Below are 24,896 nucleotides of genomic sequence, written 5' to 3'. Positions count from 1 at the left end.
TCTCAATTCGAAGACGGACGTGAAATTCCCAGGATGGCGGCCGCTTCGGCGCTGCCATCTTGTAGCGCCTGAGTCGGCCCATCATAATAAATCTGCCCGTCCACGATCAGCACCGTACGTTTTGCGATCCGCATGGCATCATCCAGATTGTGGGACACCATCAACAGCGTGAATTGGCGCTCCTGACACACGCTTTCAACCAGATCGAGCATCTCCTGACGCAGCGCGGGATCGAGTGCCGAGAACGGTTCATCCAATAGCAGAATCGGCTGGTGGCGCACCAGACAGCGTGCCAATGCCGCGCGCTGGCGCTGTCCGCCAGAAACCTGCGAGGGCAGACGATCCAGAAGATCCACCAGACCGACCCGATCGGCGATCTGCCGTAGCGTCTCGCGCTGTTCTGCATTAAGCCGCAGGCCGGGGTGTAGCCCCAGCGCGATGTTTTGCCCGATTGTCAGATGAGGAAACAGGTTATTTTCCTGAAACAGAATCGAAACCGGTCGTTTAGCGGGAGGCGTCTCGCGGTGAGATTCGCCGTTAAGTCGTAATTCCCCGCTGTCTGCCATCAGGAAGCCCGCAACCAGATTCAGCAGCGTACTTTTCCCTGCGCCGCTGGGGCCGAGGATAGCGATGCGCTCTCCCAGCTTGACGTGAAAATCAAAGCGCATGGGCAAGTGTTGATAGAAGTAGGTCAATTTCTCAAGCGCGATCATGACGGCCTGCCAGTTTTTCAATCAGGGTAAATAACATAAAGCACAGCAGCATTAAGAGCAGCGCCGTGACTGCGCCGTCGGCGCTGCGATAGGAACCAATTTGCTGGTACAGATAGAATGGCAGCGTGCGGAATTGCTCATTACCGAACAGTGCAATGACACCAAAATCACCAATCGACAGCACGCAGGCAAAAGCCAACGCCTGCGCCAGCGGTTGTTTCAGCGCGGCGAGTTCGATCAGTCTCAGTCGCTGCCAGCCGCGAATATCCAGCGACGTGCAGAGTCGGTTGTAGCGTTCGGCAACGTCCAGCATTGGGTTTTCCAGTACTTTGATCGCGTACGGAATTGCCATCAGCGCGTTGGTGAACACCACCAGTGCGTAAGGGGATTGCGGTAGCCCGATGCTGTTATTCAGCAGCAGGAAAAAGCCGGTTGCCAGCACAATGCCCGGCATGGCGAGGATGAGCATACCGCTCAGGTTCATCAACTGCCCGTACAGTGGTTTCTGACGTAATTTTAGCTCGCGGCTGCTCCAGAGCAGCATCATGGTTAGCACCAGACACAGGAGTCCCGCGCCTAAGGCAATGCGCAGCGAGGTAAACAGCGTTTGCCAGAGCACAGGCTGTTGCAGCACGGTAACCAGCGATCGGTTTACGCCATCCACCACCACGGCCAGTAAAGGGGGGACGACCAGCAGCAACAGCGCACCAATCAGCAGGCCGTCGGTGACGCGGCTTAAGGCGCTATCCTGCGGATTGCGCCAGGCAAGCTGTTGTGTGCTGCCGACGGGTAGAATCCGTCCCAGCCGCTGGCTCAGCAGCACCAAGCCGAGACAGCAAACCATCTGAATTAACGCCAGCAGTGCCGCGCGCCCCGGATCGTAATCAAAGCTTAATGCCTGATAGATAGCCAGTTCAATTGTGGTCGCCTGCGGGCCACCGCCCAGCGACAGCACCGTAGCAAAGCTGGCGAAGCAGAGCATAAAAATCAGTGCGCCAGTGGGTAAAATCTGTCGGCGCAGGGCGGGCCATTCCAGCAGGCGGAAATGCTGCCAGCTGTTCATACCCAGATTCGCCGCCAACTGACGTTGCTCGGTGGCGATGCCTTCTAACGACTGCAACAGCAATCGGGTTGCCAGCGGCAGATTGAAGAAGACGTGCGCCAGCAGGATGCCCTGCAACCCATAGGGCGAAAACGTGTATTTCAGGTCAAACCAGCCCAGCACAGAGGCCAGCCAGCCTTGCCGACCATAAACGCTGAGCAGGCCAAAAACAGCGACCAGCACCGGCAGCACCAGCGTCATTGCGCACAATCGTAGCAGCCAGCGATGGCCGGGAAAGCGCCGTCGATACAGCGCTCTGGCAAGGAAGATCGCCGGAACGGTAGAAAACAGCGCAGAGAGAAAGGCCTGCCAGAAGGTAAACCGAATGACATGCCAGAGATAGCTGTCATGCCATAGCGTGCGCCACTGGCTTTCGGGCGCCTGTAGCCATAGCGCGCCGAAAGCCAGAGTGGCAACGGAAATTAACAGCGTTGTGGCCAGTAGCCCCGGCCACAGACGTCCGCCGATCAGTGGCTGACGGCGCGTTGCCATGCCTGAATCCACTGCGTCCTTTGGTCGGCAACGTCCTGTGCGCTGAACTGCATGGCTTTCTCAGGAACCGCGAGCGCCGCGAAGCCCGCAGGCAGGTCGGTTTTAACCGCTGGATACATCCAGTTTGTGGTAGGGATAGCCTGCTGGAAGGTTGGGCTCAGGATGAACTGCATAAAGCGTTTTGCCAGTTCGGGATTTTTGCTGGAAGCCAACTGCCCGGCGATTTCAATTTGCAGATAGTGCCCTTCGCTAAAGGTGGCCGCCGCGTAGTTGTCTTTCTTTTCTTCAATGATGTGATAGGCCGGTGACGTGGTGTAGCTCAGCACCAGATCCGCTTCCCCTTTCAGGAACAGACCGTAGGCTTCACTCCAGCCTTTGGTTACGGTAACGGTTTTCTTCGCCAGCTTCTGCCAGGCTTGTGGCGCATCGTTGCCGTACACTTTCTGCATCCACAGCAGTAAGCCCAGTCCCGGTGTGCTGGTGCGCGGATCCTGATAGATCACTTTCCACGGTGCATTGCTGTCCACCAGCTCATGCAGGCTTTTCGGCGGGTTTTTCAGCGTGTCTTTGTTATACACAAACGCAAAGTAGCCGTAGTCGTAAGGAACGAACGTCTTATTGCTCCAGCCGCCCGGCACCGTGACGGCACGGGTGTCCTGACCGTGTGGCGCAAACAGGCCGGTTTGTTCTGCGGCCTGCAACAGGTTGTTGTCCAGTCCCAGAATGATGTCCGCTTTGCTGTTTTTGCCTTCCATACGCAGACGGTTCAGCAGCGAGGCACCGTCTTCCAGTGCGACGAAATTCAGTTCGCACTCGCACTCTTTTTCAAATGCGGTCTTGATGACAGGGCCCGGACCCCATTCGGAAGCGAATGAATCGTAGGTATAAACGGTAAGCGTAGGCTTGGCGAAGGCCGAAGCCGAGAGCAGTAACAGGCAAGGCAGGCTGATTTTCAGCGCGGTGGCTGAACGGTGTAGTAATTGATTTAACACTTTGCACTCCTGAGAATCATAGGGTGGCAAAGGACTTTGAGGCAGCAATAAGCCACACTCTCAAATCCCTTCGCCGGTATTAACCGGATCAGGTTCGACGGGTATCTTCTCAGCGAAAAATTTTCCGCACCCCGTTGAGAACGGCACATTGTAAAGGGTTAAGTCGGGCAGCGAAAGGCTCTCAGCGTTCCGGCGGTGCAAACCAGGCGGATTTAAAATCAAACCAGCCCAACATATTCATCCTGACGCCGCGCATACTGCGCTGCCCTTGAAGTTGCAGCCAGTGGTGCAACAGCGGATACAGTTGGCCGCTATCGATCAGTTTTTCACACCATTCCGCCATCGGCAGCGAGTGACTGCGCCACTGCTGCGCGTCCGCATGCAGATCGTCATCCAGACAGTGCTGCACCAGTGGGAGTTCGTAGAGCATCGCGAACAGGGAGAATTCGAGCGGTAAATAACAATTCACGCTGCTAAACCAGATATCGCTCTCGGCATTGCCTTGATACCAGTCTTCGTAGCTGACCGTCTGGATATGCAACGTGACGCCGTGCTGCGCCAGTAGCGTGCGCATAATCTCGCTTAATATCCGGTATTCAGGGTGTGCCTGATAGAACGTGAGTGTGACCTCCGTCAGCCCTTTCGGAAGGGATTGCGGCACATCGGGATGGTGATGGTGCCAGCGCGGCAGCAGGCTGTAGGCCGGTGACCAGTCACGCTGATTGCTGGTATTGGCGTGGTTGAGTAGCGAAATCGGGTTAAATACCTGTCTGAGCCACTGCTGAGCTTCCGGTCGTGATGCTAACGGCGAACGCTTGTCGAACAGCAGGAAATAGCCGCCTTCTTCCATCCGGCTTTCTAACTGTTCGTGACGAGAATTGTCAGACTGGAGTTGGATCGATACCGGCATTTCCTCCGGTTCGTCCGGCAGGACCCAGATATTGACCTCATCAATCAACGCCCGATAGCCAAAATAATCATCGAAGGCGCGGATCTTCAGTTGATTGCTGTTATTACGCACCACGGCGTAAGGGCCGGTGCCAATCGGGTGTTGGGCAAAATCCGGTAGCGTTTTCCACTCTTGCGGCAAAATCATGGCGTGCACGCTGCCTAATAGCCACGGTAGCCAGTTATCCGGGCTGTTTAGCTGGATATCGATCACGAATGGCATCGGCGACGTTACGGCTTCAAGATGAGAAAAGAGTGGAAGCGGAATAAGGCGAGAGAGTGATGTGGTGATGTCATCCATTGTGAGCTCGCGCCCATGATGAAAGCGGATAGCCGGGCGCAGATAAAAGCGCCAATGCAGGGGAGAGATCATCTGCCAATGGTGAGCCAAATCGGGTTCAATTTCCCCATTTTCCTCATTTATATTGGTGAGTCCGCTGAAGATTTGCCGGGCAATGTGCATCTCTGAACGCCGTAGCGCCGAGCCGGGCAGTAAATTGCGTAAAGGACGGTAATAGAGGATGCGCAGAATGTGCTTCCCCTGCCGGAAGCTCCGCCCAAGGTGGGCAAGTAGCATCTGGCGCACCGCCTCCTTGTCACCCACCAACTGCACCAGTTGTTCAATGCGATCCTGTTCCAGCAAATCTTCGGCACGCTGTTGCTGTAGCGCCAATCCGGTATAAACAAAGGAGAGCTGCGAGCGCTTTCCTCTTCCAGCTTCGGCTTGCCAGATGAGCCAGCCTTCCTGCTGCATCGCGTTCAGCAGCGAACGGATATGGCGGCGTGAGCAATTCAACACACCGGTCAGCTCTTGCAGTGTGGTGTCGGTGGTTTGTCCCTGAAAATGTTGCCACAGGCGGATGAACTGTTGCTGCAATCGAGGAGAAGACATAAAAGAGGAACTCCCTGCACTAAAGTCATCAATTTATCTTTCCCTATATTACGTCGATACTTTCTAACAAGGAAAGAGAGGAGGTGGCTCATGGCAATTTCCCGTTTGTCCCAGTTCTATCGAGCCTACTTATCGACCTGTAAAGCGAAGTGGTTGCGGTGGATGTCTACCCAACAGCGCATTGCATTATTGCAGCAGGCGACGCAGTGGCACCTGAAAGACATGTCCGACGATGAGTACCGCCATTGGCTTTAGGTGGTGCAAGGAAACGTATTCTGAGTAATGGTGACGTTTCACCAGCCAGCGAGTTTTTTCGCTGGCTTTTTTTATGGCGTTTACCTGCTGCTCGCTTTGGCTGCTGCGGGTGGTTTGCATGGTAGGTAGGTCTCAGCGGCGTTGTTTACGTGATGATTTGTTCACGTAATGGCATACCTTCGCTGAGCAATGCACAATAACGTGCTAATTCGTCCTGCTGACGGGCATTACGTATCTGCAAGGCCAGATTAATCGTGGCAAGCTCCTGAGCATTGTCGGCTAATTCTTGTGGTATTTTTTTTTGTTTGGCTAGCCAATCGGCAACATCGCTCCATTCCCACAGCGGTGATGTACCGCGTAAGCGCTGGACCGGAGAGGGGAAATCACCTGCACCACGTTTTCCGTCTTTGAGAAGAGCAATCGCCTGACGCGACAGCGCGGATAGTGCTGCGATGTCACTGATCCCAACCCAGGCTGCATCGACGGAGTGGACTCTGGCCTGGATGCCTGCGGATTCGATATCATGAATAGCGCTGATGACCGCGGTAGAAAAACGCGGGCTTTCGCGATCAAATTCGAGATAGACGGCGCTGCCATAAAAGCAGATCAGAGCGTCGTCGCAGCCGCTGGCAAAAAGTGCATCTTCCAGCCCTGCGGTGTCTGCGGAAACGCCCACTAGCGTGAGAGAAAAGTGATACGTTGTCATAAATTCCTCGGTAAGCCGTATGTGTCTTCTATTGTTTCAGTATTGCCTGACAGCTATCGACGTTGCGGCGGATTTGCTTTGCGTGATTTTCCGAGACTGATGGCGTGGACCAAATACTCATCATATGGGTACTGTGGTCCGGCGCGCCGCAGATAAGCCTGCCAAATGCATGCCCGTTGCTGGGATAAAAACGCCAGCCCTGCGCTAATGCGTATTCAATGGCTGCCTGAATATGCTTGTTTGGGTGTTTTTTCATCGCGATATAGGGTCATGGTAAATTCATGTGTTGACGGCTGTCAACATGAACGCTAGTCGAGAATGAAATATACCTGCTTATTTCGCTGGCGATTAAATGGCGTGAGTGGCTTGCGCGCGGCTTCGCAAAAGCAAATCGAAGAAGACTGGAGAGGAGGCATGCTCGCAGAGAAAGACGTCGGGCATGCTTACGGCGGGTTACTCCATCGGTTTTAGACGGGCGACAACGTGCCGAAGCACGAGGGCATAGGTGAACGTTAACCTGAGCGTGTCGTAGCGTGATGTTTTTATATTCAGAATGGCGAAATAATAAATCAATCAGTAATGTTGAATGTTAAAGCCTGTTTATTTTCAATAAAAAAGAATGACTCCGTTAATCTATTTTTCTCTTATAATTAATATTAATGTAAGAATGATGACTAAAATAATTCACTAATTTAGTGTAATGGTTTTCATTCTAAATTGTTTTTTAGGGAAACTATTTTCGTTGAAATTATAGGCGATTTTTTTGTGATGGCGGTCCTATGAATAAAATTATTTTTTATAGCCCACTGTTTTTTATCTTGTGTTTAACGCACATTGTCACAACCTTTAAATGTTATGTAACATGTGGCGGTATTTTATTTTTTCTTGCTTACCTGCAATTTACTTCACAGCAATTTCTTGAATAACTCGACGGATGTAAAAATGAGCGATGTTCCTTATCAGTCAATAGCGATTTACGAAAAACCAGAACCTTGGCACGCTGCACCCGGCGTGCATAACATCAAACTGACACCCCTTTTTATCGTTGTTTTTTCTGGTGTTTTACTACTTTTTGCCTTGGCAGTTTCCACATCGTCCTATTTTCTTAAGCAGGCTGAACAGTCGTTAAATAGTTCGACGCTGGAATTGAATGTTCGAATGGAGCTCGTTGATAGTGCTAATCATATGCGTGCGGCGCGTATGAATTTGCTACATGCTGTGAATCACTTACGTAATGGCCTTACAGATAACTACAATGCGAGTATGAAAGCGGCAGAAGAACGTCTGTCGATGTCTCAGCAAATGTTTAATGCGTATCAGAATAGGTCGGTTCGCTCTGATGTTGAACTCGCCCGCGATAATGAATTAAAAGCGCGCTATAGCGATTATGTCGAACGCGGTATCAAACCCATGTTTGACATAGCGAAGAAGGGCAATGTTGAAGAACTCAATGCGTTTGAGTCGACGGCCCTGTCTAAATTGGACGATGAGTATGATGTGCCGTTGAAGGCGTCTTATCTTTATCGGGTTGAGATGGCGAAAAATATTAATGTGACGGCTGAAAGGAATTCCACTCTGGGTTATACGCTCATGACGGGTGCCTTTATTCTGGCCATCGTGTTAACTGGCATGACGTTTTTATTAATTCGTCGGGTCATTATTAACCCAGTGCAGTATTGGGTGTCGCGCATACAGGCAATCGCGCATGGAGATTTAACGCGCGCGAGTGTAGATGTCGGGCGGAATGAAATCGGTATTTTGGGGAATAACATCCAGCAAATGCAGGATTCGCTCTCCGAAACGGTTGGCTCGGTACGCGACAGTGCGGAGTCGATTCACAGCAGTTCGACGAAAATTGCCGTCGGTAATACGGATTTGTCTGCACGAACCGAACAGCAGGCTGCGGCATTGGCGGAAACAGCGGCCAGCATGGAGCAGCTCACGGCTGCGGTGAAGCAGAATACCGATAATGCGCACCATGCTAGCGAGGCGGCGACGGAGACCTCAGCCAAAGCGGTAAACGGTGGCAGCATTGTTGAACAGGTGGTGGGGTCTATGGCGGATATCGCCAAGAGTTCAGACAAAATTGCTGAAATTATCGCGCTCATTAACGGGATTGCATTCCAGACTAATATTCTGGCACTGAATGCGGCGGTTGAAGCAGCGAGAGCGGGCGAGCAGGGCAAAGGCTTTGCGGTAGTCGCAGGAGAAGTACGTAATTTGGCACAGCGTTCGGCTAACGCCGCAACGGAAATTGCCGCACTGATTAAAGAATCCGAAGCCAGAGTGACAGAGGGAACGACGCTGGCATCCGAAGCGGGTAAAGCGATGGCCGAGATTGTTGCTGAAATTAATAACGTTACCCGCATTATGAATGAAATCGCGCTGGCTTCCGATGAACAGAGCAGCGGTATCAATCAGGTGTCGTTAGCGATATCAGAAATGGATCGGGTTACGCAACAAAATGCGACGCTGGTGCTAGAGGCTTCGTCGTCTGCCGCCTCGCTCGAGCAGCAGGCTGAACGGTTGAATCTTGGCGTGTCCCGGTTTCATCTGATGTAAACCGGTTGGTAAAAAGCCAAGAGCCGTAAAAAGACAAGAATGTATCATCAATGGCCAGCGGCTCCGTCGCTGGCTTTTTTTCGCAGTTTTTTCCAGCATGGGGATGTGAATTCGCTTCTGATAGAATCAGTGAAACAGGTACGCTGTTGCTGGCTATAAAGAAGTACGCAGATGTCGTTTCCGCCAGAGCAATTTTGTACAAATGATAAGAGGGTTAATGCGTGCAAAAAAAGCCGGTAGTGCAAGAGCAGACACATTTCAGGCATCTGGAAGCATTAGGGGGTCTGGATATGTTGCAGGCGCAGTACTATCAGCAGCGCTTTCCTCGCCATGTGCATGATACGTATTGCATCAGCGTGATTGAGCAGGGGGCTCAGCGTTTTTATCGTTCCGGTGCAGAGCATGTTGCCCCCAAAGGCGACATTATTCTGGTGAATGCGGACGATGTGCACACGGGGAGTTCCGAGGTAGAAACGGGTTGGGCCTATCGCGCCATTTATCCGCATCCCGATCTTTTTCGCTCGATTAATCAGGATCTTCAACGCTCAAAGGATTCCATTCCGTGGTTTCCCGACGCCGTTGTTCACGATCCAGGACTGGCGGATCAGTTGCTCATGACGTTCACTATGCTGTCTCAGCCGGGCAATATGCTATTGAAAGAAACGCTGCTGTTGTCGTCATTAACCTGGCTGACGATGCGCTATAGCAAGACGCGCCTGACACCACAGATGCTACCCGTTGCGACCCAAAATATACTGAATGTTAAAGCGTTTATGGACAGCTATCCCGAGAGAGAACTGGCTCTCGTTGAATTGGCCGCGCTGGCTGAACTCAGTGTGTGGCACTTCTTGCGACAGTTTAAAGCGGTGGTGGGGATTACGCCTCACGCCTACTTGATTCAGGCTCGCCTGCGCAAGGCTAAGGAATTATTGCGCAAAGGCGATGCTATCCTTGATGTTTCCGTGTCGTGTGGTTTTACCGACCAGAGCCATTTCCATCGTCATTTCAAAAACTCGTTGGGATTGACGCCGGGCGAGTTTGCTAAAGGCAACGCATAACCCGTCATACTTCAAGTTGCATGTGCGTTGGTTGCGTTACTCGGCCCCTATTCTGCGGTGCAGCAAATTCATCCAATACTCTTAAAAGACGGTTTGTTAGTTTTCCGCTATCGATTTATTTATGGTAGTGCAATGTTATATGGAAAACACCGTAGCCCGTTCATCGTCTGAATCAAAAGACACCGTGAGTCCGTGGAAGCACTTTATGACCGGCGTGGTTGAAATGCTGCCGCTCTGTTTATCTGTGGTGCCCTGGGGCATTCTGGCCGGTTCTATGGCTATCCAATCGGGATTATCCGTTGGACAAAGTATCGGGATGTCCGCGATTATTTTCGCGGGAGCGGCGCAACTCGTGTCGCTTGGTTTGCTCATGTCTGGGGCGAATGTCGCGACGCTATTAATCTCCGTTTTTTTTATCACCGCGCAGCATCTGATATATGGCCTGACGCTGCGTGAATACGTTTCAACGTTGAAATTAAGAAAGCGGCTTCCTATCGGGTTTTTATTATCGGATGAGCTTTTTGCACTTAGTGAAAAGAAAGACAGGAAGAACAACGTTAGCACCAGCTATTTAATCGGTGCGGGTTTCACCTTTTATATTTTCTGGAATATCTTCAGTATTCTTGGCGTAGTTATGGCGTCATCTGTGCCCGATTTGGATAAATATCATCTTGATTATTCTATCGTTGCCACGTTTATCACCATCGTTGTACCGATGATGAAGAAGATCAGTACCTTCTTTGGCGTCCTGTTTTCTCTGCTGTTGTCGATGCTATTAAGCTATTTCAAGGTAGAAGGTGCCATTGCTATTGCCGGTGTCGGCGGCATGTTTTTCTCTGTACTCATCGCATCTGTACTTAAGGAAGAAAAATGAGCTGGTTATTGATATTTGTTCTGGCAGGGATCGTGTTTTTTAATCGCTATATCTTTCTTGAACCCGCGGTGCCGGTAAAAATCCCGGTTTTACTCCATCGGGCGTTAAAGTATTCAGCACCCTGTTTACTCACCGCGATTTGCGGACCGATTATTTTAATGGACCACGGCGTTATTCGCGCATTTCCTGATAATCCGTATTTTCTCGGTGCGATAGTGAGTGTCGTGATTTCATTCTTTATCAGAAATATAGTGGTCGCGGTCCTCTTGAGTATGTTGGCGTTCTATATGATTGCAGCCTTATTGTAATACCCGTTATTCTTCAAAAAGAAAAAGCCCACAAGGAAGCGCGGGCTTTGGGCTATCTGTAATCTTTAATCAGTTCAAAAAGGCTGGCTGATTCTTTTCATACTCGGTGATAGACGCTTCGTGTTGTAGCGTCAGGCCGATGCTGTCTAACCCGTTGATCATGCAGTGACGGCGGAAGCTGTCGATTTCGAACGGATAGCTTTTGCTGCCCGCCTGAACGACCTGATTTTCCAGATCGACCGTGAAGGCAATGCCTTCCTGCCCGTCAACCAGCTTGAACAGCTCATCCACTTCTTCATCGCTCAACTTCACCGGCAGCAGCTGGTTGTTAAACGAGTTGCCGTAGAAAATATCGGCGAAGCTTGGAGCGATAACGACGTTGAAGCCGTAATCGGTCAGCGCCCACGGTGCGTGCTCACGGGAAGAACCGCAGCCGAAGTTTTCCCGCGCCAGCAGGATGCTCGCCCCTTTGTAATGCGGCTGGTTCAGCACAAACTCAGGGTTAGGCTGTTGGCCTGCATCATCCAGAAAGCGCCAGTCGTGGAACAGATGTTGGCCGAAACCGGTACGCGTTACCTTTTGCAGAAACTGCTTGGGGATGATGGCGTCGGTATCGACGTTAGCGGCATCCAGAGGAACCACCAGACCTGTGTGTTGGGTAAATTTAGCCATGTCGGTTTCTCTCTTAATTCAACTCGCGGACGTCGGCAAAGCGACCCGTTACTGCCGCAGCCGCAGCCATTGCCGGGCTGACCAGATGGGTGCGGCCAGCGCGACCCTGACGGCCTTCAAAGTTACGGTTGCTGGTTGATGCACAACGTTCGCCGGGGTTCAGGCGGTCATTATTCATCGCCAGACACATAGAACAGCCCGGTAAGCGCCACTCAAAGCCCGCTTCGATGAACACTTTATCCAGCCCTTCCAGCTCTGCCATCGTTTTTACCGGGCCGGAGCCAGGTACGACGATAGCCTGAACACCAGCGGCAACTTTGCGCCCTTTGGCGATTTCTGCTGCTGCGCGCAAATCTTCAATGCGCGAGTTGGTGCAGGAACCAATGAAGACTTTATCGATCTTCACATCGGTCAGTTTAATGCCGGGTTGCAGATCCATATAGGCCAGCGCTTTGGCAGCGGAGGCGCGTTCTACCGGATCGCTGAAAGAGTCAGGGCTAGGGATTTCCTGATTGACGGCGATAACCTGACCGGGGTTAGTACCCCAGGTAACCTGCGGTGCGATCTGCGCGGCGTCCAGCGTGACGATCGTATCGAACTGCGCGTCATCATCAGATTTCAGCGTGCTCCAGTACGCAACGGCGGCATCCCAGTTTGCATCTTTCGGTGCAAATTGGCGGCCTTTCAGGTAGTTGAAGGTGGTGTCGTCCGGTGCAACCAGACCTGCCTTCGCGCCCATTTCAATCGCCATATTACACAGCGTCATACGGCCTTCCATGCTCAGCGCACGAATGGCTTTACCACAGAATTCAACGACGTGGCCGGTGCCGCCTGCGCTACCGGTTTTACCGATGATGGCCAGCACGATGTCTTTCGCGGTGATGCCATGAGCGGCATCGCCTGTGACTTCAATCTTCATGGTTTTGGCGCGACCCTGCTTCAGGGTTTGTGTCGCCAGCACATGTTCCACTTCCGACGTACCGATACCGAAAGCCAGTGAGCCAAACGCGCCGTGTGTTGCTGTGTGGGAGTCACCGCAGACGATGGTCATACCCGGCAGCGTCATCCCTTGTTCAGGGCCGATAACGTGAACGATGCCCTGATACGGGTGGTTCAGGTCATACAGTTGAACGCCGAATTCTGCACAGTTCTTGATTAACTCCTGCATCTGAATGCGGGCCATCTCGCCACTGGCGTTGATGTCTTTGGTCTGCGTGGACACGTTATGGTCCATAGTCGCGAAGGTTTTCCCCGGTTGACGAACCTTACGGCCCATCGCACGGAGGCCGTCGAAGGCCTGTGGGGAAGTCACTTCGTGTACCAGATGTCTGTCGATATACAGCAGCGGCGTTTCGTTCGGCGCTTCATGAACCACGTGCGCTTCGAACAATTTTTGATATAACGTCTTACCCATGGTTATGCCCCTTGCGCCACGAAACGCGCAATCACGTCGCCCATTTCATTGGTACCTATCGCGTTGCTGGCGCTTGCCAGATCGGCGGTGCGGTAGCCTTCAGCCAGTGCAGTATTGACCGCTTTTTCGATCGCGTCTGCGGCATCGTCTGCACCCAGGCTGTAGCGCAGCAGCAGCGCCAGCGACAGAATCTGTGCAATCGGGTTGGCAATATCTTTACCGGCGATATCTGGTGCGGAACCGCCAGCCGGTTCGTACAGGCCAAAGCCTTGCTCGTTCAGGCTGGCAGAAGGCAGCATGCCCATTGAACCGGTAATCATGGCGCACTCGTCGGACAGAATGTCACCGAACAGGTTAGAACACAGCATCACGTCAAACTGAGACGGATCCTTAATTAACTGCATCGTTGCGTTATCGATATACAGGTGAGACAGTTTCACATCGGGATAGTGCTGTGCGACTTCGTTGACGATCTCACGCCACAGAATCGAGCTTTGCAGCACGTTGGCTTTATCGATGGATGTCACGATGCTGCGACGTTTACGGGCGGATTCAAACGCGATATGCGCGATGCGCTCAATCTCGAAACGGTGATAGACCTCGGTATCGAAAGCACGCTCATACTGACCGCTACCTTCACGCCCTTTTGGCTGACCGAAGTAGATCCCACCCGTCAGTTCGCGAACGCACAGGATATCAAAGCCTTTGGCGGCAATGTCGCTACGCAGCGGACAAAACGCTTCCAATCCCTGATACAGACGAGCAGGACGCAGGTTGCTGAACAGTTTGAAGTGTTTACGCAGAGGCAATAACGCACCGCGCTCCGGCTGTTCTGCCGGTGGCAGGTGTTCCCACTTCGGGCCGCCAACGGAACCGAACAGAATCGCATCGGCCTGCTCACAACCCGCGACGGTCACCTGCGGCAGCGGCGTGCCCTGACGGTCAATGGCGATGCCGCCAACGTCATATTCGCTGGTGGTAATGCGGATGCCAAAACGCTGACGTACCGCATCCAGTACTTTATGGGCCTGCGCCATTACTTCTGGGCCAATGCCGTCTCCGGGTAAAACGGCGATATGGTAGCTCTTTGTCATCACACTGTTTCCTGACTGTTTTGTTGTTTGCTATCGTTTTGTTGTTGGTTACTGTGCTGCTGCAGACGTTGAATTTCTTTTTCTACCTGCTGAGCACGTTTGATGTTGTTTAATACATTTACCATTGCCTGCGCGGAAGATTCAACGATATCCGTTGCCAGACCGACGCCGTGGAAACGACGCCCTTGATAATCCGTGACAATATCAACCTGACCCAGCGCATCACGGCCTTGACCTTTGGCGGTCAGTTGGTATTTAACCAGTGAAACCTGATAACCCGTAATGCGGTTGATTGCCTGATAAACGGCATCCACCGGGCCATTGCCTGTCGCGGCTTCTGATTGGGTTTCTTCGCCGCAGATCAGTTTGACAGAGGCGGTTGCCATCACGCTGGAGCCGGACTGAACGCTGAAATAATCCAGATGGTAGAACTCAGGCTCTTCCTGCTGACGGCTGATAAAGGCCAACGCTTCCAGATCGTAATCAAAGACCTGACCTTTCTTATCCGCCAGTTTCAGGAAGGCAGAGTACAAATCGTCCAGATTGTAGTCGCTGTCCTGATAGCCCATTTCTTCCATGCGGTGTTTCACCGCCGCGCGACCAGAACGGGAAGTCAGGTTCAACTGTACTTCTTTCAGGCCGATGGATTCCGGCGTCATGATCTCGTAGTTTTCACGGTTCTTCAGCACGCCATCCTGGTGAATACCAGAGGAGTGAGCGAAGGCGTTGGCACCCACAACCGCTTTGTTAGCAGGGATGGGCATATTGCAAATCTGGCTGACCAGCTGGCTGGTACGGTAGATTTCCTGATGATTGATGTTGGTGTGTACATTCAGGATGTTATGGCGGGTTTTGATCGCCATGATGACTTCTTCCAACGAACAGTTACCCGCACGCTCGCCGATACCGTTCAATGTGCCTTCTACCTGACGAGCACCTGCATGCACCGCTGCCATGGCGTTGCCGACGGCCAAGCCCAGATCGTCGTGAGTGTGAACAGAAATGATAGCTTTATCGATGTTGGGAACGTGTTGGTACAGAGAGGCGATGATATTGCCGAACTCATGCGGCATGGTGTAGCCGACGGTGTCTGGGATATTGATGGTACGAGCACCGGCGTTGATGGCGGCTTCAACCACGCGACACAGGTCTGGGATTGGCGTACGGCCCGCATCTTCGCAGGAAAATTCAACGTCGTCTGTGTAGTTACGCGCGCGTTTGATCATGTAAATGGCGCGTTCGATCACTTCATCCAGCGTGCTGCGCAGTTTGGTGGCGATGTGCATCGGTGAGGTCGCGATAAAGGTGTGAATACGGAACGCTTCTGCGACACGCAGCGCTTCTGCAGCGACATCGATGTCTTTCTCAACACAGCGGGTCAGGCCACACACACGACTATTTTTGATGTTGCGGGCAATCGTCTGAACGGATTCAAAGTCGCCGGGAGAGGACACGGGAAAGCCAACTTCCATGACATCAACGCCCATACGCTCCAGGGCAAAGGCAATTTGCAGCTTTTCTTTTACACTCAGGCTCGCCTGTAAAGCCTGTTCACCATCGCGTAATGTGGTATCAAAAATAATGACTTGCTCGCTCATCGGTTTAGTTCCTTGTCGTGTCTACTTGTACTTAGCGCTCGGCGAGTAAAAAAAAACCCGCGCATCGGCGCGGGTTTTTGTATCGTGTGGCGAGAAACTTAGTTCTGAACTCTGCCCACAAACCTACCGCGCAAGAAGGATGCGTTTAGTAGTAGGCCTAGTAGGACAGTAAAGTTGAACATGGTGTCTCATCATCTGAAATTCGGTGTTCCTTTATTGGTACGCGATTATCAGGGTTATGTCAACTTTTGATTGGTGTGACATGCGTCAAGTAAACCAGCGATAACCTGCGTCGAATGAACGAAAGATCGTTGCGGTTTTGAACAATGACGGTAGACTGCACGCCAAATAATGTACAGCTGTACGCTGAAATGCTGTCAAATTCTTCCCCCTTAGAAATTCTTTTACAGATGAATAATCATTTACAGCCATACCATGTGGTGCACCGGGTCCAAGATCAAATCAATCACTGCGCAGGCCGCATTACGTTGCGCGAGTGGACGCCTGCGGGCGAACAGCAGCTCACCTGGACACAGGCCGGGCAGCGTATTCAGCGCATTGCCAGCGCACTCTTAGCGCTGGGGCTGGATGTTCAGGAACGGGTTGCGATTTTCTCTCATAATTCAATGAATTGGTCGCTGGCCGATCTGGCGCTGCTGCACCTGCGTGCGATTAGCGTGCCAATCTATGCCACGAATACGGCGGCGCAGGCGGCATTCATTATCAATGATGCGGACATCCGTACGATATTCGTTGGCGATCAGGAACAGTTGGATGCGCTGCTGGCGCTGCGCGATACCTGCCCACAGCTGCGAAACATCATCGTGATGGATGAAGGTGTTAACCTGCGCGGTAGTGAGATTGTGCAATCCCTGCATGAATTTGAAGCGCAGGCGGTAGACGATTTCTGGCGTGAGGAATGGCAAATGCGCATCGACAGCCGCGATCTCAACGATCTGTTTACGCTGATTTATACCTCTGGCACCACCGGCGAACCGAAAGGTGTCATGCTGGATTACACCAACATGGCGATGCAGCTAAAGCTGCACGACGATCGTCTGGATATGTCAGAAAACGACGTATCGCTCTGTTTCTTGCCGCTTTCTCACGTATTTGAGCGCGCATGGAGCTTTGTCATTATGCACCGTGGCGCGCAGAACGTGTACCTCAGCGATACGAATCTGGTGCGTGCCGCGATGCAGGCGGTGAAGCCTACCGTGATGTGTGCCGTACCGCGTTTTTATGAGAAAGTTTACAGCGCAATCCATGAAAAAGTGGCGCAGGCACCGTGGTATCGCCAGCGTCTCTTTAACTGGGCTATCGCACAGGGGCAACACGCTTTTCAGGCGAGCCAAGCCGCGAAGAAAGGCGGTCTTTTCCGCCGCGTGATGCATCGCTATGCAGACCGACTGGTGTTAGGGAAACTGCGCCAACTGCTGGGGGGCGAGATTCGCTTTATGCCAGCCGCAGGTGCGCGACTGGATGACAACATCATTCTGTTTTTCCGGTCGATTGGGATTCGCATCATTTATGGCTACGGCATGACTGAAACCTGTGCGACGGTTTCCTGCTGGGAAGAGGGCCGCTTCCGCTTAGGCTCTATTGGTACGCCGCTGCCGGGCATTGAGGTCCGCATTGGTGAAGAAAAAGAGATTCAGGTACGCGGCGCAACCATCATGCGAGGCTATTTCCACCGTCCGCAGGAAACCGCAGACACCTTTACCGAAGATGGCTGGTTGAAAACTGGCGATGCGGGGGAACTGGATGCCAACGGTAACCTGTTTATTACCGAACGATTGAAAGATCTGATGAAAACCTCGGGCGGTAAATATATCGCACCGCAGCATCTGGAAGGCACGCTGGGACAGGATCGCTTCATTGAACAGGTTGCGATTATTGCGGACACGCGTAAGTACGTGTCTGCGCTGATTGTTCCCTGTTTCGAGGCGCTGGAAGAATACGCGCACTCCATCAATCTGAAGTATCACGATCGTTTGGAGCTGCTGCGTCACAGCCATATTATTGAGCTGTTCGAGCAGCGTCTGCGGGAGATGCAGAAAGAGCTTTCCCGCGTTGAGCAGGTGAAGAAATTCACGCTGTTGCCTGTGCCGTTTTCAATGGCGGAAGGGGAATTGACGCCAACGCTCAAGCTGCGCAGAAAGATCATCAACCAGCGTTACCAACTGGAAATTGATGCGATGTACGCAGAGTCTTGATGCTGTCGTAGGCCGAGAAGCGCGTTTCCTGAAAAGAAATGTGGTTTTCGGCCTCAATATTTCACTCTGTAATTTATGGCCTTTATGGACGATCTCTCAGGTCTGAAGGTTCCCAGTTAGTATTTTATCTCAGTTCCTTTTTCCCTCACGTTCGATTACCCCTAGGCCTGATTAAGGGCGGTGGTTTTTTGCCGTTTGTCTGCGTCATAATCTGACGTTATGTTAATGGGTTATCAGTAATCCCTATAAAATTTCGTATTCTTGTACTAAAAGTTAACAGTATTAATACAATGTGAGCGCGGGGATTTCCCCGGTCAATACAGAAGCGGATTCCGCTTTCTGAACAAAAGAGGCAGACCCATGGAGATGTTGTCAGGCGCCGAAATGGTGGTCCGATCGTTGATCGATCAGGGCGTAAAACATGTGTTCGGTTATCCGGGCGGTGCGGTGCTGGATATTTACGACGCCCTGCATACGGTTGGCGGTATCGAGCATATTTTGGTGCGGCATGAGCAAGGTGCGGTACATATGGCGGATGGCTATGCGCGTGCGACGGGTGAGGTCGGTGTTGTGCTGGTCACGTCCGGTCCCGGTGCGACCAACGCGATTACCGGTATCGCGACTGCCTATATGGACTCCATTCCTATGGTGGTGTTGTCCGGTCAGGTTGCGACTTCGCTGATTGGCTACGATTCCTTTCAGGAATGCGACACGGTGGGGATTTCCCGGCCTATCGTTAAGCACAGTTTTCTGGTCAAGAAAGCGGAAGATGTCCCGACGATCCTGAAAAAAGCGTTTTATCTGGCATCAACCGGACGTCCTGGCCCAGTGGTGGTCGATTTGCCGAAAGACGTCATGAACCCGGCGAATAAACTGCCGTACGTTTATCCCGAAAGCGTCAGCATGCGCTCCTATAACCCGACGGTTCAGGGGCACAAAGGCCAGATTCGTCGCGCGCTACAAACCCTGTTGGCGGCAGAAAAGCCGATTATCTACAGCGGTGGCGGTGTGATTAACGCGGAGTGCCACGAAGAACTGCTGACGCTGGCGGAAAAACTTAACCTGCCAGTGACAACCTCTCTGATGGGGCTGGGCGGTTTTCCCGGAACGCACCGCCAATGCCTCGGCATGTTGGGGATGCACGGGACGTATGAAGCCAATATGGCCATGCATAACGCCGATGTGATTTTCGCCGTAGGGGTTCGTTTCGACGACCGTACGACGAACAATCTGGCGAAGTACTGCCCGAACGCGACGGTATTGCATATTGATATCGATCCCGCGTCGATTTCCAAAACGGTCAATGCCGATATCCCTATCGTTGGCGATGCTAAACAGGTGCTAAGCCTGATGCTGGAGCTACTGGAACACGATGGCGCACCGCAGCAGTTTGATGCGCTGCGCGACTGGTGGCAGGGTATTGAGCAATGGCGTGGGCGTCACTGTCTGAAATACAGCACTGACAGCGATAAGATTAAACCGCAGGCGGTGATTGAAACGCTGCACCGACTGACGGAAGGTAAAGCTTATGTGGCATCGGACGTCGGTCAGCACCAGATGTTCGCCGCGCTGTATTATCCGTTTGATTTACCGCGCCGCTGGGTGAACTCCGGTGGGTTGGGTACGATGGGCTTTGGCCTGCCTGCGGCATTGGGTATCAAGCTTGCGCTGCCGGAAGAAACAGTCATTTGCGTAACGGGCGATGGCAGTATTCAGATGAATATTCAGGAGCTTTCTACGGCGCTGCAATATGACTTGCCTGTTGTGGTGATCAACCTGAACAACCGTTTCCTCGGCATGGTGAAGCAGTGGCAGGACATGATCTACTCTGGCCGCCATTCCAGTTCTTATATGGAATCGCTACCAGATTTCGTCAAGCTGGCTGAAGCGTACGGTCACGTCGGGATTTCTATCGACACGCCGGACGAACTGGAAAGTAAGCTGTTGCAAGCGCTGGCACAGAAAGATCGTCTGGTGTTTGTTGATATCAACATCGACAGCAGCGAGCATGTTTACCCCATGCAGATTCGCGGCGGGGCGATGGACGAAATGTGGTTGAGCAAAACGGAGAGGACCTGATCATGCGGCGGATTTTATCAGTATTACTTGAGAATGAATCAGGCGCCTTGTCACGTGTCGTCGGCCTGTTTTCACAGCGCGGCTACAACATCGAAAGCCTGACAGTGGCACCAACCGAAGACCCAACGCTATCTCGTATGACTATCCAGACGGTAGGTGATGAGAAAGTGCTGGAGCAGATCGAAAAACAACTGCACAAGCTGGTGGATGTCCTGCGCGTCAGCGAACTGGGGCAGGGCGCGCACGTTGAGCGTGAGATCATGCTGGTGAAGCTACAGGCTACGGGCTATGGTCGTGAAGAGGTGAAACGCTGCGCCGATATTTTCCGCGGTCAGATCGTGGATGTCACCGCTTCGCTTTATACCGTACAGCTTGCTGGCACCAGCGATAAACTGGATGCATTCCTCAGCGCCGTGCGTGAAGTGTCCGAAATTGTTGAAGTGGCGCGCTCTGGTATCGTCGGCGTATCGCGCGGCGATAAAATCATGCGTTAATCGACTTTTCGCTGCTTTTTCTTTTAAGAGGCCCGATAATCGTATCGGGCCTTTTTATTTCCCTTATCTTATATAGACACAATACATTCAGCTTAAAAGACATCCATTATTGATATGGCAGCTTGAAATATGTGGGTAACGTGATAAAAGCAGTTGCCGTACAAAAGCTTCTGCTGTTAGATCTACGTCATATCCATGATGATTTTATGGTCATCACACTATTTATTGAGCCGGCCTACTTATTTTCCGGCCTACTAAGGGGTTACCGTGAAACTGGATGAAATCGCGCGTCTTGCGGGTGTTTCACGCACGACAGCCAGCTATGTCATTAACGGGAAAGCAAAACAATATCGCGTCAGCGATAAGACCGTTGAGAAAGTCATGGCTGTCGTCAGGGAGCACAATTATCATCCCAACGCCGTCGCGGCTGGATTACGTGCTGGGCGTACGCGTTCAATTGGTTTGGTTATTCCCGATTTGGAAAATACCAGCTATACACGCATCGCTAATTATTTGGAGCGTCAGGCCAGACAGCGCGGATATCAGCTATTAATCGCGTGTTCAGAAGATCAGCCGGACAACGAGATGCGGTGTATTGAGCATCTGTTACAGCGCCAAGTTGACGCGATTATCGTTTCTACCGCATTACCGCCGGAGCACCCGTTTTATCAACGTTGGATAAACGGCAGCCTGCCGATTATTGCGTTAGACAGGGCGTTAGATCGTGAGCACTTCACCAGCGTGGTGGGGGCCGATCTTGAAGATGCTGAAATGCTGGCGCAGGAATTAAGGAAAGTGCCTGCGAAATCGGTACTTTATCTTGGTGCCTTGCCTGAGCTTTCCGTCAGTTTCCTGCGTGAGCAGGGTTTCCGTCAGGCGTGGGCGGGCGATCCGCGTGAAGTGAATTACCTTTATTCCAATAGCTATGAACGTGTGGCTTCCGCTGCCGCGTTTATGGATTATTTGAAAGATAATCCTATGCCCGAAGCGTTATTCACCACCTCATTCCCGTTATTGCAGGGAGTGATGGACGTCAACCTGAAGATTAACGGGCGTTTGCCGAATAATCTGGCTATCGCGACTTTTGGGGACAATGAACTGTTGGATTATCTGGAGTGCCCAGTATTGTCTGTCGCTCAGCGCCATCGTGAAGTCGCGGAGCGCGTACTGGAATTGGTGCTGGCCAGTCTGGATGAGCCGAAAAGGCCGAAACCTGGTTTGAATCGTATCCGGCGCAATCTGTATCGTCGTGGTTCACTGAGCCGCGCGTAATCTCTGTCTGCATTTCTGCGCCATAGTGACTATGGCGCTTCTTCTTTACTCAATTTCAATTCATCACCTAATCTCAATTCGCTTTTATGGCAATGCGACCCGGAATAGCCGACGGCAATATTCCAGAAAGTAGCCATATATCACGCCCGTCACCATCGACACCACCAAATTACTGGTGACGGCGGTCAGGATTTGCGCGGGGTTCGCCCCGATAGACCAGAGAATGATGGCGTAAACGGGGGATTGGAAACTGACATAGGCAAACAGATCGGCAACGCTGCGCACCAGAAAATGATCGCCACCGTGACGTCTGGCCATATTCAACACGCGATCGCGATAAAGTCCGTACGGCCAGGCAATGGCAATATTAACGGGGATAGATAACAAACGTGAAGACAGTGATTGCTCGACGCTCATGCCGGAAAGCATGATTTCAATTGCCATGCCTGTGATGAAACAATAGACAACGAGCGCAAAGGTATCGGCGGTGGCACTTCGCAATCGTGACGTCGGGGAAAACATTCCTGGTTGCTCCATTTTTAGGGCGGATAAACTGATGTGATGGCTTTTTATGGTTTTTTGTCATGCTTTATTTTGTTTTAGTAGTTTACATCACTAAGTGATTGGCTTTGTACTAGGTAAAAATATTTATTTTTTAGCGTTTTTTATACTTTCCCGCTACTTTATGTCTGTCCGGTAACTTTCTCGTTTTTTTATCGCGACAAGGGATTTAAAATTATTTAAAAACAATTCGTTATAATTTTTGGGGGAGGGGCCTTTTTGCAAGGGAGGGAATTGCGTTAAAGCATTAAAGGAAGTGAGTAGATGACCGATAAAACAGGGTTGCTTGTGGTACCCCATTTTTAATACGTCTTTGGGGATGGCGTGCGCTCAATTTATTCGGTCCGTTTCCTGAGCCTGCTTTTCTTTTCAGGAAACCGCATTCGTCGGCTGAGGGGCATCAATTAACGTAAATCGGCTGATTAATGAAGAATCGGCGATATTGATGCTAAAAATGTGACATTGAGCAATGGTTAACCGCTGCGGTATGACTTGCGGGCTCGTGCAGGCCTTGGTATTCAAGGTGTTCGGCCTGATAAGACTATTCTGAAAACTGCTATCTTTGGTATCAGCGTGTGACAATAAAAATAATCGATATGCCGAAGTTGGTGGCTATATGTTTGCAATGTTCCCGTTCCGATATGAATTTTTCTCAAATTATCATGATGTTAATCTTTGTTAATTCTGACTCCTTATTCCTTTTACCTCTATGACGGCCCCAATTCGTTCAGGAATAATCCCAAAGCGCGCCAGCTCTGGCTTGACAAGGTTTTCATACCCTCCGTACACTCTTAAAGGTGGGATTTTGTGGGGTAAAGTGGTGAAAAAGGTTATGGAGGGGTAACTCAGGTATGTTTCGTGGGGCTACGCTGGTTAACCTCGACAGTAAAGGGCGCCTTGCTGTGCCTACCCGATATCGGGAAATGCTGAACGGGGAATCGCAAGGTCAAATGGTTTGCACCATTGACTTGCATCAGCCATGCCTGCTGCTTTATCCCTTACCTGAATGGGAAATTATTGAACAAAAGCTATCGCGCTTGTCGAGCATGAACCCTGCTGAACGTCGTGTTCAGCGTTTATTATTGGGGCATGCCAGCGAGTGCCAAATGGATAGTGCAGGGCGTTTGTTGATTGCGAATACGTTAAGGCAGCATGCGGACCTCAAAAAAGAAGTGATGCTAGTCGGGCAGTTCAACAAGTTTGAACTGTGGGATGAACAGACTTGGTATCAACAGGTCAGGGATGATATTGACGCTGAACAATCGACTCAGGAACCTTTGTCTGAGCGGTTGCAGGACCTATCGCTATAGCCATGCTGGAAAATTATAAACATACCACCGTCCTGTTGGATGAGGCAGTAAATGGCCTGAACATTCGCAGCGGCGGCATATACATCGACGGTACATTTGGCCGTGGTGGTCACTCTCGTCTGATTCTTTCCCAACTGGGGTCAGAAGGACGCCTGTTAGCTATCGATCGCGATCCTCAGGCCATTGAAGCCGCCAAGGCGATTGACGATCCTCGTTTCTCTATTATTCACGGGCCGTTTTCCGCTATGGCGGAGTATGTTGCGGAACTCGGACTGACCGGGCAGATCGATGGCGTTCTGCTCGATCTTGGCGTTTCTTCTCCTCAGCTTGATGACCCTGAACGTGGGTTCTCATTTATGCGCGATGGCCCACTGGATATGCGTATGGATCCGACGCGTGGCTTGTCCGCCGCTGAATGGCTGATGAAAGCGGAAGCTGACGACATTGTCTGGGTCTTGAAAACGTTCGGCGAAGAGCGTTTTGCCAAGCGTATTGCCCGCGCCATTGTGGAACGTAATCGTCTCGAACCGATGACGCGGACAAAAGAACTCGCCGAATTGATCGCTGCCGCCAGCCCGTTTCGGGAAAAACATAAACATCCGGCAACGCGCAGTTTTCAGGCGATCCGCATTTATATCAATAGCGAACTGGAAGAGATCGAACGTGCACTAGAAGGTGCATTGAGCGTACTGGCTCCGCAGGGGCGTCTGTCGGTGATCAGCTTCCACTCGTTAGAAGATCGGATTGTGAAACGGTTTATTCGCCATCAGAGCCGTGGGCCACAGGTGCCGGCTGGCTTACCGTTAACGGAAGAGCAACTGCGCAGCCAGGGTGGACAGACGTTAAAAGCTGTCGGCAAGAAACTGATGCCTTCGGAAGCAGAAGTTGCAGAAAACCCTCGCGCGCGCAGTTCGGTTCTGCGCTTCGCTGAGAGACTGCCAGCGTGATCGGTAACGAGCGGCATACTCTGGTCGGTGTCATCGGTGAGGATTTGCTGCGTCATGCAAAACTCCCTGTGTTGTTGATGGTTGCCGTGCTGGTTTCTGCGGTCTTTGTGGTCACCACGGCGCATAAGACACGTCTGCTGACAGCAGAACGCGAGCAGCTTTTGCTGGAGCGTGATGCGCTGGATATCGAATGGAGAAACCTGATCCTAGAAGAGAACTCACTAGGGGATCATAGCCGCGTGGAGCGGATCGCGACGGAGAAACTGCAAATGGAGCATGTTGATCCGTCACAGGAAAACATTGTGGTTAAGCAATGAACTAAATAGGCAACCAGCTA

23 protein-coding genes and 1 riboswitch are annotated in these 24,896 nt (G+C 51.7%); of the genes, 12 read left to right on the top strand and 11 right to left on the bottom strand.

Going from position 1 to position 24,896, the window contains the following annotated elements:
- Positions 1 to 2 precede the first annotated feature (2 nt).
- The 4 genes from thiQ to sgrR all read right to left on the bottom strand — a co-directional run bounded on the left by thiQ (position 3) and on the right by sgrR (position 5,139).
- Entirely contained in the window at positions 3 to 713 is a 711-nt protein-coding gene (gene thiQ / locus EO763_RS18915; protein WP_039490733.1) for a thiamine ABC transporter ATP-binding protein ThiQ, read from the bottom strand.
- Positions 700 to 2,307, bottom strand: coding sequence for a thiamine/thiamine pyrophosphate ABC transporter permease ThiP (thiP, locus tag EO763_RS18910; RefSeq protein ID WP_161529878.1), 1,608 nt, complete (start codon positions 2,305 to 2,307; stop codon positions 700 to 702). The genes thiQ and thiP overlap by 14 nt, the downstream gene beginning before the upstream one ends.
- Positions 2,283 to 3,263: a thiamine ABC transporter substrate binding subunit gene (thiB, locus tag EO763_RS18905; RefSeq protein ID WP_161530445.1), complete on the bottom strand. Its 981-nt coding sequence runs from the start codon at positions 3,261 to 3,263 to the stop codon at positions 2,283 to 2,285. Before thiB ends, thiP begins: the two co-directional genes overlap by 25 nt.
- A gap of 83 nt (positions 3,264 to 3,346) precedes the next feature.
- Positions 3,347 to 3,443, bottom strand: a riboswitch (TPP riboswitch).
- Positions 3,444 to 3,480: 37 nt separating this feature from the next.
- Complete coding sequence (gene sgrR / locus EO763_RS18900) at positions 3,481 to 5,139, bottom strand: HTH-type transcriptional regulator SgrR (protein WP_161529877.1); 1,659 nt, start codon at positions 5,137 to 5,139, stop codon at positions 3,481 to 3,483.
- A 90-nt stretch (positions 5,140 to 5,229) separates the two neighbouring features.
- On the opposite strand from sgrR, the gene sgrT reads away from it, so the two are divergent.
- Positions 5,230 to 5,394: a glucose uptake inhibitor SgrT gene (sgrT, locus tag EO763_RS18895; RefSeq protein WP_039483441.1), complete on the top strand. Its 165-nt coding sequence runs from the start codon at positions 5,230 to 5,232 to the stop codon at positions 5,392 to 5,394.
- A 145-nt stretch (positions 5,395 to 5,539) separates the two neighbouring features.
- Here sgrT and EO763_RS18890 read toward each other — a convergent pair whose 3' ends face one another.
- Both EO763_RS18890 and EO763_RS18885 read right to left on the bottom strand, forming a co-directional pair.
- Positions 5,540 to 6,100: a helix-turn-helix transcriptional regulator gene (locus EO763_RS18890; RefSeq protein ID WP_103162246.1), complete on the bottom strand. Its 561-nt coding sequence runs from the start codon at positions 6,098 to 6,100 to the stop codon at positions 5,540 to 5,542.
- A gap of 28 nt (positions 6,101 to 6,128) precedes the next feature.
- Entirely contained in the window at positions 6,129 to 6,356 is a 228-nt protein-coding gene (locus EO763_RS18885; protein WP_161529876.1) for a hypothetical protein, read from the bottom strand.
- A 686-nt stretch (positions 6,357 to 7,042) separates the two neighbouring features.
- On the opposite strand from EO763_RS18885, the gene EO763_RS18880 reads away from it, so the two are divergent.
- The 4 genes from EO763_RS18880 (at position 7,043) to EO763_RS18865 (ending at position 10,902) form a co-directional block, all read left to right on the top strand.
- Positions 7,043 to 8,662: a methyl-accepting chemotaxis protein gene (locus tag EO763_RS18880; RefSeq protein ID WP_161529875.1), complete on the top strand. Its 1,620-nt coding sequence runs from the start codon at positions 7,043 to 7,045 to the stop codon at positions 8,660 to 8,662.
- Positions 8,663 to 8,883: 221 nt separating this feature from the next.
- Positions 8,884 to 9,720 carry an AraC family transcriptional regulator gene (locus tag EO763_RS18875; RefSeq protein WP_161529874.1) on the top strand — a complete coding sequence of 279 codons (837 nt, stop codon included), beginning with the start codon at positions 8,884 to 8,886 and terminating at the stop codon, positions 9,718 to 9,720.
- Positions 9,721 to 9,859: 139 nt separating this feature from the next.
- Entirely contained in the window at positions 9,860 to 10,594 is a 735-nt protein-coding gene (locus EO763_RS18870) for an AzlC family ABC transporter permease (RefSeq protein WP_161529873.1), read from the top strand.
- A complete protein-coding gene (locus EO763_RS18865) occupies positions 10,591 to 10,902 on the top strand; it encodes an AzlD domain-containing protein (protein WP_010298072.1) in 312 nt (103 codons plus the stop codon). Before EO763_RS18870 ends, EO763_RS18865 begins: the two co-directional genes overlap by 4 nt.
- Positions 10,903 to 10,971: 69 nt before the next feature.
- Here EO763_RS18865 and leuD read toward each other — a convergent pair whose 3' ends face one another.
- Genes leuD through leuA form a run of 4 tightly spaced genes read right to left on the bottom strand, consistent with a single transcriptional unit; the run spans position 10,972 to position 15,680 of the window.
- The gene (gene leuD, locus EO763_RS18860) at positions 10,972 to 11,574 is read right to left on the bottom strand and encodes a 3-isopropylmalate dehydratase small subunit (protein WP_161529872.1); all 603 of its coding nucleotides are present in this window, start codon (positions 11,572 to 11,574) and stop codon (positions 10,972 to 10,974) included.
- Positions 11,575 to 11,587: 13 nt separating this feature from the next.
- The gene (gene leuC / locus EO763_RS18855) at positions 11,588 to 12,988 is read right to left on the bottom strand and encodes a 3-isopropylmalate dehydratase large subunit (RefSeq protein ID WP_161529871.1); all 1,401 of its coding nucleotides are present in this window, start codon (positions 12,986 to 12,988) and stop codon (positions 11,588 to 11,590) included.
- A 2-nt stretch (positions 12,989 to 12,990) separates the two neighbouring features.
- Complete coding sequence (gene leuB, locus EO763_RS18850) at positions 12,991 to 14,082, bottom strand: 3-isopropylmalate dehydrogenase (RefSeq protein WP_161529870.1); 1,092 nt, start codon at positions 14,080 to 14,082, stop codon at positions 12,991 to 12,993.
- The gene (leuA, locus tag EO763_RS18845; RefSeq protein ID WP_161529869.1) at positions 14,082 to 15,680 is read right to left on the bottom strand and encodes a 2-isopropylmalate synthase; all 1,599 of its coding nucleotides are present in this window, start codon (positions 15,678 to 15,680) and stop codon (positions 14,082 to 14,084) included. The genes leuB and leuA overlap by 1 nt, the downstream gene beginning before the upstream one ends.
- A 410-nt stretch (positions 15,681 to 16,090) precedes the next feature.
- On the opposite strand from leuA, the gene EO763_RS18840 reads away from it, so the two are divergent.
- The 4 genes from EO763_RS18840 (at position 16,091) to cra (ending at position 21,741) form a co-directional block, all read left to right on the top strand.
- A complete protein-coding gene (locus tag EO763_RS18840) occupies positions 16,091 to 17,896 on the top strand; it encodes an AMP-dependent synthetase/ligase (protein ID WP_161529868.1) in 1,806 nt (601 codons plus the stop codon).
- A 360-nt stretch (positions 17,897 to 18,256) separates the two neighbouring features.
- Entirely contained in the window at positions 18,257 to 19,975 is a 1,719-nt protein-coding gene (gene ilvI, locus EO763_RS18835; RefSeq protein ID WP_161529867.1) for an acetolactate synthase 3 large subunit, read from the top strand.
- Positions 19,976 to 19,977: 2 nt separating this feature from the next.
- Positions 19,978 to 20,469, top strand: a complete 492-nt coding sequence (gene ilvN, locus EO763_RS18830) for an acetolactate synthase small subunit (protein WP_010681718.1) — start codon at positions 19,978 to 19,980, stop codon at positions 20,467 to 20,469.
- Positions 20,470 to 20,736: 267 nt separating this feature from the next.
- Positions 20,737 to 21,741: a catabolite repressor/activator gene (gene cra, locus EO763_RS18825; RefSeq protein ID WP_010298048.1), complete on the top strand. Its 1,005-nt coding sequence runs from the start codon at positions 20,737 to 20,739 to the stop codon at positions 21,739 to 21,741.
- Between the two features lie 84 nt (positions 21,742 to 21,825).
- Here cra and EO763_RS18820 read toward each other — a convergent pair whose 3' ends face one another.
- Complete coding sequence (locus EO763_RS18820; RefSeq protein ID WP_010298045.1) at positions 21,826 to 22,263, bottom strand: L-alanine exporter AlaE; 438 nt, start codon at positions 22,261 to 22,263, stop codon at positions 21,826 to 21,828.
- Positions 22,264 to 23,153: 890 nt separating this feature from the next.
- Here EO763_RS18820 and mraZ point away from each other — a divergent pair.
- Genes mraZ through ftsL form a run of 3 tightly spaced genes read left to right on the top strand, consistent with a single transcriptional unit; the run spans position 23,154 to position 24,876 of the window.
- Positions 23,154 to 23,612: a division/cell wall cluster transcriptional repressor MraZ gene (mraZ, locus tag EO763_RS18815; RefSeq protein ID WP_010298042.1), complete on the top strand. Its 459-nt coding sequence runs from the start codon at positions 23,154 to 23,156 to the stop codon at positions 23,610 to 23,612.
- 2 nt (positions 23,613 to 23,614) lie between these two features.
- The gene (gene rsmH, locus EO763_RS18810) at positions 23,615 to 24,559 is read left to right on the top strand and encodes a 16S rRNA (cytosine(1402)-N(4))-methyltransferase RsmH (RefSeq protein ID WP_161529866.1); all 945 of its coding nucleotides are present in this window, start codon (positions 23,615 to 23,617) and stop codon (positions 24,557 to 24,559) included.
- Positions 24,556 to 24,876 carry a cell division protein FtsL gene (gene ftsL / locus EO763_RS18805; RefSeq protein ID WP_161529865.1) on the top strand — a complete coding sequence of 107 codons (321 nt, stop codon included), beginning with the start codon at positions 24,556 to 24,558 and terminating at the stop codon, positions 24,874 to 24,876. Before rsmH ends, ftsL begins: the two co-directional genes overlap by 4 nt.
- Positions 24,877 to 24,896 lie beyond the last annotated feature (20 nt).

The organism is Pectobacterium odoriferum (assembly GCF_009931295.1).
GTDB lineage: Bacteria > Pseudomonadota > Gammaproteobacteria > Enterobacterales > Enterobacteriaceae > Pectobacterium > Pectobacterium odoriferum.
This window is presented reverse-complemented; position numbering and strand designations above follow the sequence as displayed.

Coding starts and splice junctions, on each gene's coding strand:
- thiQ (WP_039490733.1), bottom strand. CDS start 713: ATGATCGCGCTTGAGAAATTGACCTACTTCTATCAACACTTGCCCATG.
- thiP (WP_161529878.1), bottom strand. CDS start 2,307: ATGGCAACGCGCCGTCAGCCACTGATCGGCGGACGTCTGTGGCCGGGG.
- sgrR (WP_161529877.1), bottom strand. CDS start 5,139: ATGTCTTCTCCTCGATTGCAGCAACAGTTCATCCGCCTGTGGCAACAT.
- sgrT (WP_039483441.1), top strand. CDS start 5,230: ATGGCAATTTCCCGTTTGTCCCAGTTCTATCGAGCCTACTTATCGACC.
- EO763_RS18890 (WP_103162246.1), bottom strand. CDS start 6,100: ATGACAACGTATCACTTTTCTCTCACGCTAGTGGGCGTTTCCGCAGAC.
- EO763_RS18885 (WP_161529876.1), bottom strand. CDS start 6,356: ATGAAAAAACACCCAAACAAGCATATTCAGGCAGCCATTGAATACGCA.
- EO763_RS18880 (WP_161529875.1), top strand. CDS start 7,043: ATGAGCGATGTTCCTTATCAGTCAATAGCGATTTACGAAAAACCAGAA.
- EO763_RS18870 (WP_161529873.1), top strand. CDS start 9,860: ATGGAAAACACCGTAGCCCGTTCATCGTCTGAATCAAAAGACACCGTG.
- EO763_RS18865 (WP_010298072.1), top strand. CDS start 10,591: ATGAGCTGGTTATTGATATTTGTTCTGGCAGGGATCGTGTTTTTTAAT.
- leuD (WP_161529872.1), bottom strand. CDS start 11,574: ATGGCTAAATTTACCCAACACACAGGTCTGGTGGTTCCTCTGGATGCC.
- leuC (WP_161529871.1), bottom strand. CDS start 12,988: ATGGGTAAGACGTTATATCAAAAATTGTTCGAAGCGCACGTGGTTCAT.
- leuB (WP_161529870.1), bottom strand. CDS start 14,082: ATGACAAAGAGCTACCATATCGCCGTTTTACCCGGAGACGGCATTGGC.
- leuA (WP_161529869.1), bottom strand. CDS start 15,680: ATGAGCGAGCAAGTCATTATTTTTGATACCACATTACGCGATGGTGAA.
- EO763_RS18840 (WP_161529868.1), top strand. CDS start 16,091: ATGAATAATCATTTACAGCCATACCATGTGGTGCACCGGGTCCAAGAT.
- ilvI (WP_161529867.1), top strand. CDS start 18,257: ATGGAGATGTTGTCAGGCGCCGAAATGGTGGTCCGATCGTTGATCGAT.
- ilvN (WP_010681718.1), top strand. CDS start 19,978: ATGCGGCGGATTTTATCAGTATTACTTGAGAATGAATCAGGCGCCTTG.
- EO763_RS18820 (WP_010298045.1), bottom strand. CDS start 22,263: ATGTTTTCCCCGACGTCACGATTGCGAAGTGCCACCGCCGATACCTTT.
- mraZ (WP_010298042.1), top strand. CDS start 23,154: ATGTTTCGTGGGGCTACGCTGGTTAACCTCGACAGTAAAGGGCGCCTT.
- rsmH (WP_161529866.1), top strand. CDS start 23,615: ATGCTGGAAAATTATAAACATACCACCGTCCTGTTGGATGAGGCAGTA.